The sequence below is a fragment of the Methylobacterium litchii genome (assembly GCF_038442315.1).
GTDB classification, from domain to species: domain Bacteria; phylum Pseudomonadota; class Alphaproteobacteria; order Rhizobiales; family Beijerinckiaceae; genus Methylobacterium; species Methylobacterium litchii.
In genome coordinates this window covers 1-17,235 of sequence record NZ_JBBXMY010000017.1, presented here as the reverse complement: position 1 = coordinate 17,235, position 17,235 = coordinate 1, and the positions used below count along the sequence as shown (strand labels likewise).

Below are 17,235 nucleotides of genomic sequence, written 5' to 3'. Positions count from 1 at the left end.
TCAGTGGGCCGTGGCGTCGAGCGCCCGGTTGAGGCTCGCCTGATCGGGGGCTTGGCCGGTCAGCCGCTCGACGATGGCCGAGGCGGTCTCGCCGGCGATCGAACGGACGTTGCCCATCGCCGCGTCGGTGCGGCTGCGGATGGTGGTCTCGGCGGCGACGAGCTTGGCGTTCAGCTCGGCTTCCAGGGCCTTGCGCTTGCCGTCCGCCTCGGCGTTCAGCTCGTTGCGCGTGGCCAGCGCGATGTCGCGCGCCTTGTTCTGAGCCTCGCGCAGGGAGGTCTCGTAGGCGACTCCGGCCGCGTCGGCCTGGGTCTTCATCGCCTGCGCCTGATCGAGATCGGCGCGGAGCCGCTCGGCGCGGTTGTGGAGGATGCCCCGGATGCGGGGCAGGGCCACCTTGTCCATGAGGTAGTAGAGGAGGCCGAAGGCCAGAGCCAACCAGACGAGCTGGGCGAGGAAGCCCGAGGTCTCGAAGGGCGGGAAGGCGCCGGAATGCGCTTCCGTGTGCTCGACATGGCCCGGCACGACTTGCGTGTCGGCGCCCGGAGGCGGCGTCGTGAGAGGGTTCGGCTGCGCCATCAAACCGGTCCGAGAAAACACCGTCGGGGGGCGCCGGAGGGCGCCGGAGGAGGACGACGCGGGGCGTCACCCTCCCGTGGAGAGGCGGCGCCGGGGCGCCGCCGAAGCCGGGGCCCGAGGACCCCGGCGAGCGCCGTTCAGACGGCGAACAGCAGCAGCAGCGCGATCAGCAGCGAGAAGATGCCGAGCGCCTCGGTGAGGGCGAAGCCCAGGAGCAGGGTGGCGCGCTGGCCGTCGGCGGCCGAGGGGTTGCGAAGGGCGCCGGCAAGGAACTGACCGAACAGGTTGCCGAGGCCGATGCCCGCGCCCGCCATGCCGAGGCAAGCGAGGCCGGCGCCGATGTACTTCGCAGCGACGGGATCCATGGTAACTCCTGAGGTCTTTCTCGAGAAACGTGCGCGAGGTTCGCGGCGGGGAAGCCGGCCGGTCGTCAGTGGCCGGGGTGAAGAGCGTCGTTCAGGTAGATCGCCGTGAGCGTCGCGAAGACGTAGGCCTGAAGGGCCGCCACGAGGAATTCGAGGGCGGTCAGGGCGATCGTCAGGAACAGCGGGAGGGGCGATAGCACGCTCCAGGCCCCGGCGAGAAGAAGCTGAACCACGAAGAAGGCGAAGATCTTCATCGCGATGTGGCCGGCCAGCATGTTCGCGAAGAGACGAACCGACAGGCTGATCGGACGCGAGATGAACGAGATGATCTCGATCGGCACGAGGATCGCCAGGAGCACCTTCGGCACGCCCGACGGCACGAAGAGGCCGAAGAAGTGCGTCCCGTGCTTGTAGACGCCGTAGCCGACCACCACGCAGATCACCAGGGCGGCGAGGCCGAAGGTGATGATGAGATGGCTCGTCACCGCGAAGGCGTAGGGAATCATGCCGAACAGGTTCAGGATCAGCACGAACATGAACAGCGAGAACACGAGCGGCATGAACTTCCGGCCGCCTTCGCCGGTCGCCTGAAACACCGTGTCGTCGATGAACTCGTAGAAGACTTCCGCCAGGGACTGGACGCGGCCCGGCACGATCGACCGCGACGACGTCGCGACGATGGTGATGAGCGCGATCACGCCCACGGCGGCGAACATGTACAGAGCGGATTGGGTAAACGCGAGCTGCTGATGGCCGATATGGCCGAGCGGCACGAGGGTCTTCAGCTCGAATTGGTGAATCGGGTCGATCGTGACCGCCATGCCCGCTCCCGCCCTTCTTATCTCTCTCCGGCGCCGACTTCGGCGCCTGTCTCAGCGATCGGATCCGTCACGCCGTTGAGGGCGCGTACCGCCGAACCCGGAGGCCCGCAACACGTTGTAGAAGCCTGCCACGCATCCCAGCAGCAGAAGGACGATCAGTCCCCAGGGTTTCGTCCCGAAGACGTGGTCGACGATCCAGCCGAGGATGCCCCCCGCGATCACACCGGCGACGAACTCCGTGGAGAGCGTCATCGCCTGAGCGAGCGGGGTGCGGCCAGTGTCCTGTGGGCGCGACGACGTGCCGGGAGCAGCCGAAGGCCGCTTCCGTTCAATCTGCGCTTCGAGACGCCTGAGCCTCGCGGAGAGGTCGCCCTCCGGTGGCTTGCCGGCATCCCCGTTTCCGTCCCTCGCGTCGTCGCCGTTCACGGCTCTAACCCTCGGGAAATCCGGACTCGGAATCTGCTGGAAGCCCCCTTCAAGCGGGGCGCACCATAGTTTCGCCTACCTTGGGTGTCAAGGCGACCGCCCATCGTCGCAACTCGTTGTCAGCGTTACGTTTTCGGGCGTTTCGGCAAGCTTTTCCCGCCACCCGTGTTCACGGCCGCGTGTGGCCGAGTGCTCAGGCTTCGATGATCGGCTTGATCACCTTCTCCATCGCGTCGATCGTCTGCTCGCCGGTGTAGCGCGTGCCGTTGATGAAGAAGGTCGGCGTCGAATCGACCTTGAACACGTCCATGCCGCGCTGCTTCACGGCGTTGATGCCGGCATAGATCTTCTCGTTCTTCAGGCAAGCCTCGAACTTGTCCTTCGTGTAGCCCGCCTGCTTGAGCATCTGCTCCAGGTTGTCGACCGGCTTCTGGGTGAAGGCCCAGCCCTGCTGCTGATCGAAGAGCAGGTCGGTCACCGGATAGTACATCTTGTCGCCCTCGCACCGGGCCAGCATGAACGCGGCGGTAGCGAGGGGATCGAGGGGGAATTCGCGCAGGGTGAACCGCACCTTCCCGGTGTCGATGTAGCGCTTGCGCAACTCCGGCCACGTCTCCTTGTGGAACTTCGCGCAGTGCGGGCACGTCATCGAGGCGTATTCGATGATCGTGCACTTGGCGTCGGCCGGGCCGAGCCAGACGTCGCCCAACGGGCCGGGCTGGAGCAGCGCGGCGTTGTCGACCGTGTCGGCGAAGGCCGGGGCCGCGAAGGCGGGGAGGGCGAGGCCGGCCGTGACGAGGCCGGTGAGCTTCAATGCGTCGCGTCGGGTGGTCATTGGCGTGATGCCTCCGCCGTTTGGCGTGTGTCGTTGTGCAACCGGGTATCTGCGGAAGGCAGGGCTGGCAAGGCGGCGCGACGGCGCTGCCGGCTCACGTCTTCTTCACCGGCCGTCCCGGGGCGGGGGCGGTGGCCACGGTGGCGATGCCGAGGCGGTCGAGGGCGTCGCGCAGGCCGGGATCCTCGATGGCCGAGACCGCCTTCGCCACCTCGCCCCGCCGCGCGGGATCGATCCCCCGCGTGGCCGAGGCGGCGCCCCGTTGCCCGACGCGATCCTGCTTGAGCACGATCTTGCCGACGCAGGCCCAGCCGTAATGGGCATTGATCCGCTGGATTACGACGGGGGCGAGGTGCTGCAACTCGATGGCGAAGACGCCCTCGACGCGCACAATCAGCGTGCCGGGCTCCGGCCCGCTTCCGTCCTCCGCGCGGCGCCGCCGGGGCCATTCGAGCTTGGCGGGCCGGCAATAGCGGGCGAGCCGCTCGCCGACGATCTCCGGCCAGGCGGCGAGGATGTCGGTGGAGGCGAAGCCCTGGGCCGCGAAGGCCGGGCCGATGCAGGAATCGATGAGTTCGGCGAGGGGCTTGGGGCGTGCCATCGGGTGCGTCGTGTGGGGTGGCCGAAAACCTGCTCCCGCCGGCGCGAAAAACCGGTTAAGGCCAGCGCATGGTAGCGCCCGCGGCGTCACACTCAAGACAGGACGCCCGGCCCGAGGCGGCCGACCTGCTGGTCTGGTACGACCGCCATCGCCGGGCACTGCCGTGGCGCGCGCTGCCCGGCGAGGTGCCCGATCCCTACCGGGTCTGGCTGTCGGAGATCATGCTGCAGCAGACCACCGTCACGGCGGTGAAACCCTATTTCGCCCGCTTCCTCGAACGCTTCCCCGATGTCGCCACCCTGGCCGCCGCACCGGAGGAGGCGGTGATGAGCGCCTGGGCGGGGCTCGGTTACTACTCGCGCGCGCGCAACCTCCACGCCTGCGCCCGCGCGGTGGTGGCCGCCGGGGGCACCTTCCCCGACACGGTGGAGGGCCTGCGCAAGCTCCCCGGCATCGGCGCCTACACGGCCGGCGCCATCGCCTCCATCGCCTTCGACAGGCCGGCGGCGGCGGTGGACGGCAATGTCGAGCGGGTCGTCTCGCGGCTCTTCGCGGTGGAGCAGCCCCTGCCCGCCGCGCGCCCGGTCCTGCGCACCCTCGCCGAGACACTGGTGCCGCAGACGCGGCCGGGGGATTTCGCGCAGGCCGTGATGGATCTCGGCGCGACGCTCTGCACCCCGAAGCGCCCGGCCTGCGCCCTGTGCCCGTGGATGCGGCCCTGCCAATCCCGCAGGGAGGGCACGCAGGACACCTTTCCCCGCAAGGTGAAGAAGGAGGCCGGCACCCTGCGGCGGGGTGCGGCTTTCGTGGTGCAGCGGGCGGGGGACGGGGCGATCCTCCTGCGGACGCGCCCGGCGAACGGCCTGCTCGGCGCCATGGCCGAGCCGCCGACCAGCGAGTGGCGGCCGGATTACGATCCGGCGCAGGCGCTCCTCGACGCGCCCCTCGACGCCCGCTGGAAGCGCCTGCCGGGCCTCGTGCGGCACGTCTTCACGCATTTCCCGCTGGAACTGACGGTGTTCATGGCGCGGGTCGCGGCCGACATGGCGGCGCCCGAGGGGATGCGCTTTACCGCCCCCGCCGGACTTGGCGAGGAGCCCCTGCCGGGGGCGATGAAGAAGGTGCTGGCCCACGCATTGGAGCAGAAGCTGGCGCCGCCGCCCGCGCCGATGCCCGAACCGGAGCCCGACCTCGCGACGCCGCCGCCCGCCGAGCCGCCGGCCCGCCGGGCGCCCCTGCCGAAGGTACTGTCCCGCCGGCCCGTCGCCGCCGCCCCGCCGCGCAAGGGCGGGCCGAAGGCGCGGTAGGAACGCTCAGGCCCCCGCCATCGTGGCGCGGATCTCGGTGCGGAACATGTCGATGCAGGTCTTCCGGCCGCCGCGCTCGGCGTGCCAGAAGGTCCAGCCGTTGCAGGCCGGCAGACCCTGGACGAGGGCGCCGATCTTGTGGATCGAGCCGACCACCAGCCCATTGTCGAGCTGCCCGTCCGGGCGCACCGTGGCGCGGAAGCGCCCGCGCTCGTCGCACAGCGTCTCGCCGGCCTTGACCAAACCGGCCTCGATCACCGAGAGGAACGGCACGCGGGGCTCCGCGCGCTTCGTCGGCGCCACGAGGAGGGCGGCCTGCGACAGGGTCTCGACCCCCGCGATCCGCTCCCGCGCGGCGGCGGCGTAGCCGGGATCGCGCTCGATGCCGATGAAGCGGCGGCCCAGACGCTTGGCGACGGCGCCGGTCGTGCCGGTGCCGAAGAACGGATCGAGCACCACGTCGCCGGGATTGGTGGCGGCGAGCAGGGTGCGGGCAAGCAGCGCCTCCGGCTTCTGCGTCGGGTGGACCTTCCGGCCCTCCTCGTCCTTCAGGCGCTCGTCGCCCGTGCAGAGGGGAATGAACCAGTCCGAGCGCATCTGGAGGTCTTCGTTGCCCCCCTTCAGCGCATCGTAATGGAAGGTGTAGCCCTTCGAATCCGCCGAGCGGGACGCCCAGATCAAGGTCTCGTGCGCATTGGTGAACCGCTTGCCGCGGAAGTTCGGCATCGGGTTCGCCTTGCGCCAGACGATGTCGTTGAGGATCCAGTAACCGAGATCCTGAAGCGCGCTGCCGACGCGGAAGATGTTGTGGTATGACCCGATCACCCAGAGGGTCGCATTCGGCTTCATCACCCGGCGGGCGGCGGCGAGCCATTCGCGGGTGAAGGCGTCGTAGGCGGGGAAGCTCGCGAACTTGTCCCAGTCGTCGTCGACGGCGTCGACGCGGCTCTGGTCGGGGCGCAGCAGCCCGGCGTCACCCAGCTGGAGATTGTAGGGCGGGTCCGCGAACACGCAGTCGACGCTGGACGCCGGAAGGGCGTTCATGGCGGCGATGCAATCGCCGATCAGCACCGTGTCGAGGGGAAGGTCCTTGGACCTGAGTGGCGACGGCTGGGCAGAGTAACCCATCCGTGGCGCCGACGCGGGCCGCCCGGCACGCGAGACCTGATTCCGGGCGAGAGCGTCGGCTGCCACGGTACGCTGGGAAGCCATGAGACACACCGGTTACGCGACTGACCGGGGGACCATGCGTCGGCTACGGTAAAAACCGCGTTCAGCCTGTTTCGAAAAAAGCGTCCCGTTCTGACCCGGCCTCATTCAAGCCGGCCCGCGAGCCTCCGCCTGAGCGGGAGGCAGCCCTTCGCGACACGCAGATCTAGGATAATCCTCGTACCATCGCCGGTCATCCGGCCCCGCGCGCTTATCTATCGCGATACTTCGCCAGCATTCGTTCCAAGTATTTGTTACTGAGAACGAGGAAAAGCGGGTGCTGAGCGCCATGTAATCATTGCGTTCAGCATCAATGGGGCCAAAATGCGGCCCCAAGATCACGAAATCTGACGCCACATTGCTGCCCGTTTCCGAAACGACTGGCGCCGTCCCGCTAACAACAAGGGAATGCGCGGACAAATGAAGGTTGGTTTCGGTAAGATCGCTCTCGTCCTCGGAATGCTGGCTGGCGCCGTCGGCGCCGTGTCCCCGGCCGCCGCTCAGGGCGGCAATGCATCCTGGTACGGCAGCGGACATCGCACGGCGAACGGTGAGCGCTTCAATCCCAACGGGCTGACCGCAGCCCACCGCACGCTGCCCTTCGGCACCCGCGTGCGCGTCGAGAACCGCCGCACCGGCCGGGCTGTCGTCGTCCGGATCAACGATCGTGGCCCGTTCGTCCGCGGGCGGATCATCGACCTGTCCCGCGGCTCGGCGCGGGCGCTCGGCATGGGCGGGACCTCGTGGGTCTCGCTCCGCGTCGTCAACTGACCCTATTCCAGACTTCAGGCGGCGCCCGCTCCGGCGGGGCCGTCATCCCGGAGCCGGCGCAGCCTGGCTACCTTGGGGCGGCTGGTGCGGAACTGCCCGCGCTCCACCGTCACGAACACCATCACCGCGATGGCGAGCGTCGCGAGCCACCACACCGTGGTGAGGCCGACGCCGAGACAGGCCACCGCGAAGGCGCTGGCGAAGCAGGCCATGGCGCCGGGCACGAGGGCGGGGGCGTCCCGGCCCGCCCTGCGGATCGAGGCGTAGAGGGCGAAGGCGGCGGCGAGGGCCCCGACGATGCCGAGCTCGTACCAGAATTCGAACAGGGCCGTGGTCGGCGCATTGGCCGGCACGAGCCCGACCACCCGCCCGCGCAGGGCGGTCTCCAGCCCGTGCCCGGTCACGAGGCGCACCGGCTCGGTGGTCACCACCTTCTGCCAGCTCTTGAGCGACAACGCGGCCGGGCTCACCGGCCCGAGCACGGCCGAGGCGATGGGGCGCGCGAGGAAGGGTAGGATCGGCGCGGCGGCGAGCAGGATCGCCGCCGTCAGGGCGGTGGCGGCCACGCCCGCCTTCAGGCGAAGGCTGGTGAGCGCGTAGGCGAGGGCGCCGATGGCGAGCGCCGCGATCTGTGTCGCATCCGGCTGGACGGTCAGGGCCACGGCCACGAGCAGGGCGACCACCAGCGCCTCCCGGTCCCGGCGGCGGGAGCGCAGCCACGCCAGGGCGGGCCAGACGAGGAGGATCAGCAGGATCAAGCCCCGGTCGAGGGCGCCATCATTCTCCATGCCCGGCGCCATCCGCGCCCCCGAGATGCCGAGAGCGATGGCCACGATGGCCCCCGCCGTCACCCCGAGCGGCAGGAGATAGAGGTTCGCCGAGCGCATCCGGTCGGGCAGGGCGAGGTAGGCCGCAAGGCCGAGGCCGATGGTCGCCACGAGGTTGGCGAGCCGTTCCCCCGCCGGGCCGAGGAAGGGCGTCCAGGCCAGCGACAGGGCCGACCACAGGACGACGAGGCTGCCGGCCAGGAAGGCGGGCGCCGTGAGCAGCCGCCGGATGGCGGGCATGGTCGGCCGCTGCCGCCGGTCGATGCCGCTGGCGATGAGCAGCAGCACGACCGCGATGGGCGCAAGGATCACCGCCGCGCGCCGGGCGACCTGGGCCAGCACGGGAAGGACCACGAACAGCCCGAAGAACCCGACGCGCCGCAACAGGGCGGCGGCGTCGAGGGCGGGGTCGATCGTCTGTGTCGACGCGCGTGGCATGGTACGCCCCATCCGATCCGGAGCGAGCGGATCCAGGCTCGATAAGCAAGCGGCGGGCACAGGGCTGTAGACGCCCGGCAACACCCCGCCACTGCTCTACACTCAGGCGACCGTCACCGGCTGCCGCGACCGGCGTCTCGTGGCCCGCCGGCCGATATCGGAGAGAACGCGCCAGCCGCCCCAGGCAGCCAGGAAACCGACCAGCCCCGCCGTCAGCCCATCGGCCGTCGTCGGCACGGCGGGCTGGTAGTCCCGCAGGGTCGCCCGGGCGATACCGGTGTCGGGATCGCGGATCACGGCGACCGTCCGCCCGAGGGGGCTCGTCGCCTCGGTCAGGGCCTGTTGCTGTGCCGAGAGACGGGCGAGCCGGGCGATGTCGGCCTGGGCCGCCTCGCCGCGCCGGGCCACGAGCCCGTCCGGGTTGCTACGCAGGCGCTCCACCGCGCCGTCGCGGGTGGTGCCGTTGGCCTGCGCATCCGATTCGAGGGTCGCGATCTCCCGGCGTAGCTCATCCACCGCGCCGCCGAGGCGCTGCGCGTATTGCTGCGCGAATTCAGGGGCCTGCGCCGCGATGGCGCCGCCGAGAAGGCCGAGGGCCAAGCCCAGGGTGCGCAGGATGCCGAACACGAAGCCGCCTCGCCAGAACCATATGCGATCAGAAGAGCACGCCCGCGCCACAGGTTCCAGCCGCGCCGCACACGCCGATTTGCCCTTGCGCCCCGCCGCGAACGCACATAAAGATATCTTTATGTCTAATGAACGCCAGCGAGAGGCGGGGTCGGTCCCCTTTTCCCAAGCCTTGGCCGTCCTGCGCGCCGCGGCGGAGGAGACGCGCCTGCGCATCCTCGCCCTGCTGGCGGAGGGGGAATTGTCGGTCTCGGACCTCACCGACATCCTCGGCCAGTCGCAACCGCGCATCTCGCGCCACCTCAAGCTTCTCGTGGAAGCGGGACTGGTGGAGCGGCATCGCGAGGGCGCCTGGGCCTTCTTCCGCCTCGCGGAGAACCGCGCTGATCTCGCCGACCCGCTGGTCGCCGGGCTCGACCGCGCGGCCCCGCCGCTCTCCGAGGACCGCGCGCGGCTCGATGCGGTGCGGACGCAGCGGGCGGAGGCGGCGCAGAGCTTCTTCGCCCGGCTGGCGCCGAAATGGGACGAACTGCGCTCGCTCCACGTGCCGGAGGATATCGTCGAGGCCGCCGTGCTCGAAGCCCTCGGGCCGCGCCCCATCGGCAGCCTGCTCGATCTCGGCACCGGCACCGGCCGGATGCTCGGGCTCCTCGCGCCGCTGGCGGGGAGGGCGGTCGGGCTCGATTCGAACCATGCCATGCTCTCTGTCGCCCGCGCCAACTTCGAGCGCCAGGGCGTCGCGCGGGTGGAACTGCGCCAGGGCGACATCCACGCCCCGCCCTTCGCGAAGGCGGGGTTCGATCTTGTGATCGTGCATCAGGTGCTCCACTACCTCGACGACCCGGCCCGCGCGCTGAAAGCTGCCGCGCGCCTCGTCGCGCCGGGAGGACGCCTGCTGGTGGTCGATTTCGCCCCGCACGATCTCGAATTCCTGCGCACCGCCCAGGCGCACCGCCGGCTCGGCTTCTCCACGGAGCAGATCGCCGGCTGGCTCGCCGAGGCCGGTCTGCCTGCCGTCACCGCGCGCGACCTCGCGCCGGCGGCCTCCGGCCAACTCACGGTCACGCTGTGGCTCGCCGAGGAGGAAGGGCAGGGGCGGGACACGAACGCGACCTGGGGCGAAGACCGCGCGGTCGCCTGAGATTTCACCAAGGAATGCCGTCCGAACCGTCGGATCTTGAGGACGAGGAGCAACGAACATTATGGCCCGGACCACACGCGCCAGCCGCGACGGCTACCACCCCATCCGCGTTTCCATCGAGTTCTTCCCGCCCAAGAGCGAGGAGATGGAGAAGGTTCTGTGGGGCTCCATCGAGCGCCTCGCGCCTTTGCAGCCCAAATTCGTCTCGGTGACCTACGGTGCCGGCGGCTCCACCCGTGAGCGCACGCACAACACCGTCGCCCGGATGGTGCGCGAGACCACCCTCAAGCCCGCCGCCCACCTGACCTGCGTGGACGCCACCCGCGAGGAGATCGACGCGGTGGTCCAGTCCTACTGGGATGCCGGCGTGCGCCACATCGTGGCCCTGCGCGGCGATCCGGCCGAGGGCGTCGGCCACGCCTTCCGCCCGCATCCCGGCGGCTACGCCTCCACCGCCGAACTGGTGGCCGGCATCAAGCGGATCGGCGACTTCAAGGTCTCGGTCTCGGCCTATCCCGAGAAGCACCCCGAGGCCGCAACTCTGGAAGCCGACATCGACGCCCTGAAGGCCAAGGTCGATGCCGGCGCGGATCAGGCGATCACGCAGTTCTTCTTCGATAACGACGTCTTCCTGCGCTACCTCGAGAAGGTGCGGGCGGCCGGGATCACCATCCCGATCCTGCCGGGCATCCTGCCGGTGCAGAACTTCAAGCAGGCGGCGAACTTCGCCCGCCGCACCGGCGCCTCGGTGCCCTACTGGCTCGCCGCCCGGTTCGAGGGCCTGGACGACGACGTCGAGACCCGCCGCCTCGTGGCCGCCGCCGTGGCCGCCGAGCAGGTGCTCGACCTCGTGGACGAGGGCATCAACGACTTCCACTTCTACTCGATGAACCGCTCGGACCTCGTCTACGCGATCTGCCATCTTCTCGGCCTGCGCAATCAGGCCCCGAAGATCGCCGCCGCGAAGGCGGCCTGACCGGGCAGCGCGACATCAGTGAACGGAGCGCTGCTGGATTGCTTCGCTCCGCTCGCAAAGACGGACAGAGCCCGGTCCGAGATGGCACCCCAGAACGGTTTCAAGGACTGACGATGACCGATTTCGCCCCCGTCGACGGCACTGCAATCGCCAAGGCTTTGCGCGAGCGGGCCTCGGAAAAAATCCTCGTGCTCGACGGGGCGATGGGCACCGTGATCCAGCGCCTGAAATTCTCGGAGGAGGATTTCCGGGGCAACCGCTTCACGGATCACGGGCACGATCAGAAGGGCAACAATGACCTCCTGATCCTCACCCAGCCCGACGCGATCCGGCAGATCCATCTCGACTACTTCCTCGCGGGCGCCGACGTCTGCGAGACCAACACCTTCTCCGGCACGACCATCGCCCAGGCCGATTACGGCATGGAGTCCATCGTCCATGAGTTGAACGAGCAGGGCGCGCGGCTCGCCCGCGAGGCCGCCCAGCTCGCCGAGCAGAAGGACGGTCGCCGCCGGTTCGTGGCCGGCGCCATCGGCCCGACGAACCGCACCCTCTCGATCTCGCCCGACGTGAACAACCCCGGCTACCGGGCGGTCACGTTCGATCAGGTGAAGACCGCCTATGTCGAGCAGGTCCGCGGCCTCATCGCGGGCGGGGCGGAACTCATCCTCATCGAGACGATCTTCGACACCCTTAACGCCAAGGCGGCGGTCGCCGCCGCGTGGCAAGTGTTCGAGGAGACCGGCATCAAGCTGCCGATCCAGATCTCGGGCACCATCACCGACCTGTCGGGCCGCACCCTCTCCGGCCAGACCCCGGCCGCCTTCTGGAACGCGCTCCGCCATTCCGACCCGCTGACCTTCGGCCTGAATTGCGCTCTGGGCGCCCGCGAGATGCGCGGCCACATCGCCGAACTGTCGCGGCTCTGCGACACCCTCGTCTGCGCCTATCCGAATGCCGGCCTGCCGAACGAGTTCGGCCTCTACGACGAGAGCCCGGAAGCGATGGGCGCCCTCGTCGGCGAGTTCGCGGAAGCGGGCCTCGTCAATATGGTCGGCGGCTGCTGCGGCACCACCCCGGACCATATCCGCGCCATCGCGGAGGCCGTCGCCGGCAAGGCGCCGCGCCAGATCCCCGAGGTCCCGCGCCTGATGCGCCTCTCGGGCCTGGAGCCCTTCGTGCTCACGAAGGAGATCCCCTTCGTCAACGTCGGCGAGCGCACGAACGTGACGGGCTCGGCCAAGTTCCGGAAGCTCATCACCAACGGTGATTACGCGGCGGCGCTGGACGTCGCCCGCGATCAGGTCGCGGCCGGCGCCCAGGTGATCGACGTCAACATGGACGAGGGCCTGCTCGATTCGCAGAAGGCGATGGTCGAGTTCCTGAACCTCGTCGCCGCCGAGCCCGACATCGCCCGGGTGCCGGTGATGGTCGATTCCTCGAAGTTCGAGGTGATCGAAGCCGGTCTCAAGTGCATCCAGGGCAAGGCGATCGTGAACTCGATCTCCATGAAGGAGGGCGAGGAGAAATTCATCGAGGCCGCCAGGATCTGCCGCTCCTACGGCGCGGCCGTGGTGGTGATGGCCTTCGATGAGCAGGGCCAGGCCGACAGCTACGAGCGCAAGGTCGAGATCTGCACGAAGGCGTACCGGATCCTCACCGAGCAGGTCGGCTTCCCACCGGAAGACATCATCTTCGACCCGAACATCTTCGCGGTCGCCACCGGCATCGAGGAGCACAACGGCTACGGCGTCGCCTTCATCGAGGCGACCCGCACCATCCGGGAAACCCTGCCCCACGCCCACATCTCGGGCGGCGTCTCGAACCTCTCCTTCGCCTTCCGCGGCAACGAGCCGGTGCGCGAGGCGATGCACGCGGTGTTCCTGTACCACTGCATCCAGGCCGGTATGGACATGGGCATCGTCAATGCCGGCCAGCTCGCCGTCTACGACGAGATCCCTGCCGAACTCCGCGAGTTGTGTGAGGACGTCGTCCTCAACCGCCGCGACGATTCCACCGAGCGCCTGCTGGAATCCGCCGAGCGGTTCAAGACCGGCGCCTCGGCCCAGGCGCGGACCGCCGACCTGACGTGGCGCGAGGCCCCGGTCGCGAAGCGCATCGAGCACGCGCTGGTCAACGGCATCACCGACTACATCATCGCCGACACGGAGGAGGCGCGTCAGGGCGTCGAGCGCCCGCTCCACGTGATCGAAGGGCCGCTCATGGCCGGCATGAACGTGGTCGGCGACCTGTTCGGCGCGGGCAAGATGTTCCTGCCGCAGGTGGTGAAGTCGGCCCGCGTGATGAAGCAGGCGGTCGCCTATCTCGAGCCGTACATGGAGGCCGAGAAGCTGGCCAACGGCGGCGACGGCAAGCGCCAGGCCGCCGGCAAGGTGCTGATGGCCACCGTGAAGGGCGATGTCCACGACATCGGCAAGAACATCGTCGGCGTCGTGCTGGCCTGCAACAATTACGAGATCATCGATCTCGGCGTGATGGTGCCGGCCGCCAAGATCCTCGAAACCGCCAAGCGCGAGCAGGTCGACATCGTCGGCCTGTCGGGCCTCATCACGCCCTCCCTCGACGAGATGGTCCACGTGGCCGGCGAGATGGAGCGTGAGGGCTTCGACGTGCCGCTCCTGATCGGCGGCGCTACGACGAGCCGCGTCCACACGGCGGTGAAGATCCACCCAGCCTACGAGCGGGGGCAGGCGGTCTACGTCACCGACGCGAGCCGCGCAGTGGGCGTCGTGTCGAGCCTGATCTCCAAGGAGACCCGCGGCGCCACCATCGAGAAGGTTCGCACCGAATACGCCAAGGTGGCGGCCGCCCATGCCCGCTCGGAGGCCGACAAGCAGCGGCTACCGATCGCCAAGGCCCGCGCCAACCGCTTCAAGGCGGATTGGTCCGCCTACGCGCCGAAGAAGCCGAGCTTCACCGATGCCCGCGTCTTCGGCTCCTACGAGGTCGCGGACCTCGTGCCCTACATCGACTGGACGCCGTTCCTGCAGACCTACGAGTTCAAGGGCCGCTTCCCCGCGATCCTCGACGACCCGGAGCAGGGCCCGGCCGCCCGCGCCCTCTACGAGGACGCGCAGGAGATGCTGAAGCAGATCGTCGCGGAGCGCTGGTTCAACCCGAAGGCCGTGCTCGGCTTCTGGCCGGCGAACAGCGTCGGCGACGACATCGTGCTTTGGACGGGTGACTCGCGCAGCGACACGCTCGCCACGTTCCACGGCCTGCGCCAGCAGCTCTCAAAGCGTGACGGGCGCCCGAATCTCTGCCTATCCGATTTCGTCGCCCCGGCGGACACGGGCATCGCGGATTACGTCGGCGCCTTCGTGGTCACGGCGGGCCTGGAGGAGGTGCGCATCGCCGAGCGCTTCGAGCGCGCCAACGACGATTACCGGGCGATCCTCGTGAAGGCGCTGGCCGACCGTATCGCGGAGGCCTTCGCCGAGCGGATGCACGAGCGCGTCCGCCGGGAGTTCTGGGGCTACGCTTCGCACGAGACCTTCACGCCGGATCAGCTGACGGGCGAGCCCTATGCGGGCATCCGCCCGGCGCCGGGCTACCCCGCCCAGCCCGACCACACCGAGAAGACGACCCTGTTCGATCTCCTCAAAGCCGAGCGCCGCATCGGCGTGAAGCTCACCGAGTCCTTCGCCATGTGGCCGGGCTCCTCGGTGTCGGGCCTGTACCTCGCCCACCCGGACGCTCATTATTTCGGCGTCGCCAAGGTGGAGCGGGATCAGGTCGAGGATTACGCCGTCCGCAAGGGGATGGATGTGGCGGAGGTGGAGCGCTGGCTCGGCCCGATCCTCAATTACAATCCCGCCTCCTATCTTGCGCAGGCGGCCGAATAGAGGATCCCAAAGGGCCAGCCCTTTGGCGGGGTGCCGGGGCAGAGCCCCGGCGCGTCTGGATCAGATGGCGAGGGGCCAGAAGCCCATCCGGCGCACGGTCTGCTGCACGCCCTCTATCGATTGCAGAAAAGCAAGCATCGCCTCGTCCGGCGTCCGTTTGGCGTTGGGCGGGAGCGGCAGATTTAAGTCCTCGAAGTGCTGAGAGTAGATCGTCGTAAACGCGACGGTCCTCTGGCGCGTATAGCACTGCATGTGCCGCCGATGGCGGATGCCGGTCATGACGACCCGGTCGCACCAGGGTGTCAGGATCTTCGGCATCCTGGACCACAACTGGTTCACATCGAACGCGGCGCTCGACAGCATGATACAGCTCGTGTCGACATGGCCCAGAGCCATCTCGTCGGCCTCGACCACATCAATCTTTGTACCCTCCGGATCATAATAGTCCCGCCAACAGCAGGCGACGCTTGCCCCGGTCTCCTTCATGGCATTGAGCATGCTCGCGAGGTGGTCGGGATAGTACCAGTTGTCCGCGTCCAGAAAGGCGATGAATTCGGCGCCGTTGGTCTCTGCCACGACGCAACCCACCGCGCGCGGCGTGTTGCCGTTATCGGCATGTGCCTTGGGGAGCCTGATGTGCAGGACATCCCAGCCGTCGATCTCCTCCCGAGGATGCCCGTCCGCGATCATGACATGCGTCAGGCGCGCTTCAGCCTGCTGCGCCAACACACTCTCATGACACCGCCGCAGCACGTCGAGGGATTCTAGGTAATACGGCGTGATGACGAAGATCTGGGGCGCAGTTTGCGGGATACTTTCCGAATAGGCAGTGACTGGCATTTCAGCAAAGCTTCCGTAATCGGCTTTATCGACTTTCACGATGTCTCGCTTTTTCTACCGCGATACCAAAGCACGCTTTCACCAGACCGGTGCCACGTCCACCTGCGTGTCCGTCATCATTCACCAGTCAAGCGTCAGGCTGCCAGGCTTCGGAAATACCGGATGGTTTCCTGCAGCCCGTCCTTCAGGGACACCTTCGGCTCCCAGCCCAGGCGTTCCCGAGCCAGTCCGATGTCCGGTCGGCGCTGTCTGGGATCATCGGAGGGGAGGGGATGGTGGATGATCCGGCTCCGGGAGCCGGTCAGCCACAGCACGCACTCGGCGAGTTCGAGGATGGTGAACTCGCACGGATTGCCGAGGTTGATCGGACCACCGAAGTCCGGCGGCTGGTCCATTACCCGGATCATCGCCTCGATGAGATCGTCGACGTAGCAGAAGCTGCGTGTCTGGCTGCCGTCGCCATAGATCGTGATCGGTTCGCCGCGCAGGGCCTGCAGGATGAAGTTGCTGACGACCCGTCCGTCATCGGGCCGCATGCGCGGCCCGTAGGTGTTGAAGATCCGCACGACCTTGGTGTCGAGGCGATACTGGCGGCGATAGTCCGAGAAGAGGGTTTCGGCACAGCGCTTCCCCTCGTCGTAGCAGGCGCGGATCCCGATGGGATTGACGTGCCCCCAGTAATCCTCGGCCTGGGGATGGACGATGGGATCGCCATAAACCTCGGAGGTCGAGGCTTGGAGGATGCGAGCCTTCAACCGCTTCGCGAGGCCCAGCATGTTGGTGGCGCCCACCACGCAGGTCTTCGTGGTTTGAACCGGATCGTGCTGATAGTGTATCGGGGAGGCGGGACAGGCCAGATTGTAGATCTGCGACACCTCGATATAGAGCGAAAAGGTAATGTCGTGGCGCATTTCCTCGAAGCGAGGATGCTGCCGCAGATGTTCGATGTTTCGTTTGCGCCCGGTGAAGTAGTTATCGACGCAGAGGACTTCCTGCCCCATCGCCAAAAGGCGATCACAAAGATGCGAACCGAGAAAGCCGGCCCCACCGGTGACGAGGATGGGAACGCCGGTCATCGCCCCACCCGCCGGCGAGCGGATGAAAGCAGGGGTTCAGCTGGCTTCGGGGACGCCATGGCCATCAAGGCCACCTCTCAGAGCATTCCGGCAGCGCATCAACCTGCCCAGACTTCGAGATAGCTGAGAATCCGAGCTCTTGGAACACCTATATTGCAGTTAGAACAATATTCGACCGTTGGTAGAAGTATTTAAAAGTAAATCCACAAGTTGCGCTTCGGTAGCATCGCTCGCCAAACGTGATGCCGGCGCTTCGCGGACAGCGAACACGAAAAACCCGCCGCGTCTTTCGACGGGCGGGTTGTTCGTGTGTTTGGTTGCGGGGGTTGGATTTGAACCAACGACCTTCAGGTTATGAGCCTGACGAGCTACCGGACTGCTCCACCCCGCGCCAAGCGGTGTCGTGAGAGGGAATGTTTCTGACTTTGCGTTGTGCGGGTCTGGCGGCGACCGACTCTCCCGTGCCTTGAGGCACAGTACCATGGGCGCTGGCGTGTTTAACGGCCGAGTTCGAGATGGGATCGGGTTCT

16 protein-coding genes, 1 tRNA gene and 1 rRNA gene are annotated in these 17,235 nt (G+C 68.0%); 5 read left to right on the top strand and 13 right to left on the bottom strand.

What is annotated here, in order from left to right; translation table 11 throughout:
• The 6 genes from AAHF99_RS22445 to AAHF99_RS22420 form a co-directional block, all read right to left on the bottom strand.
• Positions 1 to 579: a F0F1 ATP synthase subunit B family protein gene (locus tag AAHF99_RS22445; RefSeq protein WP_243954494.1), complete on the bottom strand. Its 579-nt coding sequence runs from the start codon at positions 577 to 579 to the stop codon at positions 1 to 3.
• Between the two features lie 137 nt (positions 580 to 716).
• Complete coding sequence (locus AAHF99_RS22440; protein ID WP_007566773.1) at positions 717 to 944, bottom strand: F0F1 ATP synthase subunit C; 228 nt, start codon at positions 942 to 944, stop codon at positions 717 to 719.
• Between the two features lie 65 nt (positions 945 to 1,009).
• Positions 1,010 to 1,765, bottom strand: coding sequence for a F0F1 ATP synthase subunit A (locus tag AAHF99_RS22435; RefSeq protein ID WP_342166648.1), 756 nt, complete (start codon positions 1,763 to 1,765; stop codon positions 1,010 to 1,012).
• Positions 1,766 to 1,816: 51 nt separating this feature from the next.
• Positions 1,817 to 2,191: an AtpZ/AtpI family protein gene (locus AAHF99_RS22430; RefSeq protein WP_243954490.1), complete on the bottom strand. Its 375-nt coding sequence runs from the start codon at positions 2,189 to 2,191 to the stop codon at positions 1,817 to 1,819.
• A gap of 193 nt (positions 2,192 to 2,384) precedes the next feature.
• Positions 2,385 to 3,026: a DsbA family protein gene (locus tag AAHF99_RS22425; protein ID WP_342166647.1), complete on the bottom strand. Its 642-nt coding sequence runs from the start codon at positions 3,024 to 3,026 to the stop codon at positions 2,385 to 2,387.
• Between the two features lie 94 nt (positions 3,027 to 3,120).
• Positions 3,121 to 3,627 (bottom strand): DUF721 domain-containing protein, encoded by a 507-nt coding sequence (locus AAHF99_RS22420; protein ID WP_243954487.1) that lies wholly within the window; start codon positions 3,625 to 3,627, stop codon positions 3,121 to 3,123.
• Between the two features lie 68 nt (positions 3,628 to 3,695).
• Here AAHF99_RS22420 and mutY point away from each other — a divergent pair, with 68 nt between their 5' ends.
• Entirely contained in the window at positions 3,696 to 4,934 is a 1,239-nt protein-coding gene (mutY, locus tag AAHF99_RS22415) for an A/G-specific adenine glycosylase (RefSeq protein ID WP_342166646.1), read from the top strand.
• Positions 4,935 to 4,940: 6 nt separating this feature from the next.
• On the opposite strand, the gene AAHF99_RS22410 is transcribed toward mutY, so the two are convergent.
• On the bottom strand, positions 4,941 to 6,146 hold the full coding sequence (locus tag AAHF99_RS22410; RefSeq protein ID WP_342166645.1) for a site-specific DNA-methyltransferase: 1,206 nt from the start codon (positions 6,144 to 6,146) through the stop codon (positions 4,941 to 4,943).
• 417 nt (positions 6,147 to 6,563) lie between these two features.
• Between AAHF99_RS22410 and AAHF99_RS22405 the strand changes: the two genes are divergently transcribed.
• A complete protein-coding gene (locus AAHF99_RS22405) occupies positions 6,564 to 6,914 on the top strand; it encodes a septal ring lytic transglycosylase RlpA family protein (protein ID WP_342166644.1) in 351 nt (116 codons plus the stop codon).
• A 14-nt stretch (positions 6,915 to 6,928) separates the two neighbouring features.
• On the opposite strand, the gene AAHF99_RS22400 is transcribed toward AAHF99_RS22405, so the two are convergent.
• Positions 6,929 to 8,179 carry a peptide ABC transporter permease gene (locus tag AAHF99_RS22400; RefSeq protein ID WP_342166643.1) on the bottom strand — a complete coding sequence of 417 codons (1,251 nt, stop codon included), beginning with the start codon at positions 8,177 to 8,179 and terminating at the stop codon, positions 6,929 to 6,931.
• 102 nt (positions 8,180 to 8,281) lie between these two features.
• Positions 8,282 to 8,806, bottom strand: a complete 525-nt coding sequence (locus tag AAHF99_RS22395; RefSeq protein WP_342166642.1) for a DUF2937 family protein — start codon at positions 8,804 to 8,806, stop codon at positions 8,282 to 8,284.
• Between the two features lie 121 nt (positions 8,807 to 8,927).
• Between AAHF99_RS22395 and AAHF99_RS22390 the strand changes: the two genes are divergently transcribed.
• The 3 genes from AAHF99_RS22390 (at position 8,928) to metH (ending at position 14,789) form a co-directional block, all read left to right on the top strand.
• Positions 8,928 to 9,947, top strand: a complete 1,020-nt coding sequence (locus AAHF99_RS22390; protein ID WP_342166641.1) for an ArsR/SmtB family transcription factor — start codon at positions 8,928 to 8,930, stop codon at positions 9,945 to 9,947.
• Between the two features lie 61 nt (positions 9,948 to 10,008).
• A complete protein-coding gene (gene metF / locus AAHF99_RS22385) occupies positions 10,009 to 10,923 on the top strand; it encodes a methylenetetrahydrofolate reductase [NAD(P)H] (protein ID WP_342166640.1) in 915 nt (304 codons plus the stop codon).
• A 113-nt stretch (positions 10,924 to 11,036) separates the two neighbouring features.
• Positions 11,037 to 14,789 carry a methionine synthase gene (metH, locus tag AAHF99_RS22380; protein WP_342166639.1) on the top strand — a complete coding sequence of 1,251 codons (3,753 nt, stop codon included), beginning with the start codon at positions 11,037 to 11,039 and terminating at the stop codon, positions 14,787 to 14,789.
• Between the two features lie 60 nt (positions 14,790 to 14,849).
• On the opposite strand, the gene AAHF99_RS22375 is transcribed toward metH, so the two are convergent.
• The 4 genes from AAHF99_RS22375 to rrf all read right to left on the bottom strand — a co-directional run.
• Positions 14,850 to 15,668 carry a glycosyltransferase family 2 protein gene (locus AAHF99_RS22375; RefSeq protein ID WP_342166638.1) on the bottom strand — a complete coding sequence of 273 codons (819 nt, stop codon included), beginning with the start codon at positions 15,666 to 15,668 and terminating at the stop codon, positions 14,850 to 14,852.
• Between the two features lie 95 nt (positions 15,669 to 15,763).
• Complete coding sequence (locus AAHF99_RS22370; protein ID WP_342166637.1) at positions 15,764 to 16,705, bottom strand: UDP-glucuronic acid decarboxylase family protein; 942 nt, start codon at positions 16,703 to 16,705, stop codon at positions 15,764 to 15,766.
• Positions 16,706 to 17,019: 314 nt separating this feature from the next.
• Positions 17,020 to 17,096 (bottom strand) — tRNA-Met (locus tag AAHF99_RS22365).
• Between the two features lie 47 nt (positions 17,097 to 17,143).
• Positions 17,144 to 17,235: ribosomal RNA gene (gene rrf, locus AAHF99_RS22360) — 5S ribosomal RNA — on the bottom strand; the annotation flags it as partial.